Genomic DNA, 1,014 nt, shown 5'->3' with positions numbered 1-1,014 from the left:
GGGGTCTCCTCGTTTTCAGTGCAATAAGTGACGGTACGCAAAGCTAGCACTGGCGCGGGGGTGGTCTGGGTAGACCGTTGATTTCATTGACTTTCCTGTTCGCTTTGTAAACGGGTATGGTGGCCTCCCACTTTTGAGGTTCACGATGCAGGGTTGGCACACAACGTTTTTGGGGATGCGTGGGCTCCCCCGCGATATCAGCGACTTCGAGATGAAGGCATTTTTCACCTTCGATGGTGCCGAGCGCGACGCAATCAATGCACGCCGAGGTGATTCCCACAAGCTTGGTCTGGCGCTCCATATTGGTTTCCTGCGCATGAGTGGGCGTTTGCTCGGTGCCTTTCGGGTAATTCCAGTAGCCTTGTGGCGCCACCTTGGCAACGAGCTTGGCATTGCAGCACCAGAAGTCGCCTCGCTGAGAGCCATGTATGAACGCGGGCGCACGCTATTCGATCACCAACAAGTAGCCTGCACGGTCCTTGGATTCCAGTGGATGAGCGAGCACCAGCGCCGCTCACTGGTACGTGAACTGCGCGACGAAGTGGCGCGCTGCGCCGACCGCGATCAGCTACTCGTGCGGGCGCGTCAATGGCTGTACAAGAACAAGCTGGTGATCGTGCACGAGCGGGCAATTCGGACACTGATTGCGGCGGCACTTGCCCAGCTTGAAGTTGAAACAGGCACCGCCATCGCCGCCAGCGTTGATCCAGCAACACTTGATCGCTGGCGAGCCTCAGTTTCAGAGCTGCGCCCAGATGGACAAACCCAGCAGAGTTGGCTATGGGCTGCACCGGCGAAACACTCAACCCGCCAAATCAGCGAGGTACTGGAGCGCATCGACCTGCTTTACACGCTGGACGTTCATAAGCACCTGGCAGACATCCCCGATCTCATCTTGCGCCGCTACGCGCGCCGACTTGTCTCCAGGCCGCCCTCAGCCGGAGCCAAGATCAAAGAGCCAGCGCGCACCGTGGAGGTCGCATGCTTTCTTCGGTATTGCCTGTTCACCACCAC

1 protein-coding gene is annotated in these 1,014 nt (G+C 58.6%); it reads left to right on the top strand.

The window, feature by feature from the left end:
- Positions 1–145: 145 nt before the first annotated feature.
- Positions 146–1,014, top strand: an 869-nt coding sequence (locus ACVOLQ_RS22425; RefSeq protein WP_481529352.1) for a DUF4158 domain-containing protein, incomplete at its 3' end; no start/stop codon positions are given.

This window comes from Stenotrophomonas sp. STEN031 (assembly GCF_056759975.1).
Note: the sequence above shows the minus strand (reverse complement) of the source record. Positions and strands in the feature narration are given on the sequence as shown.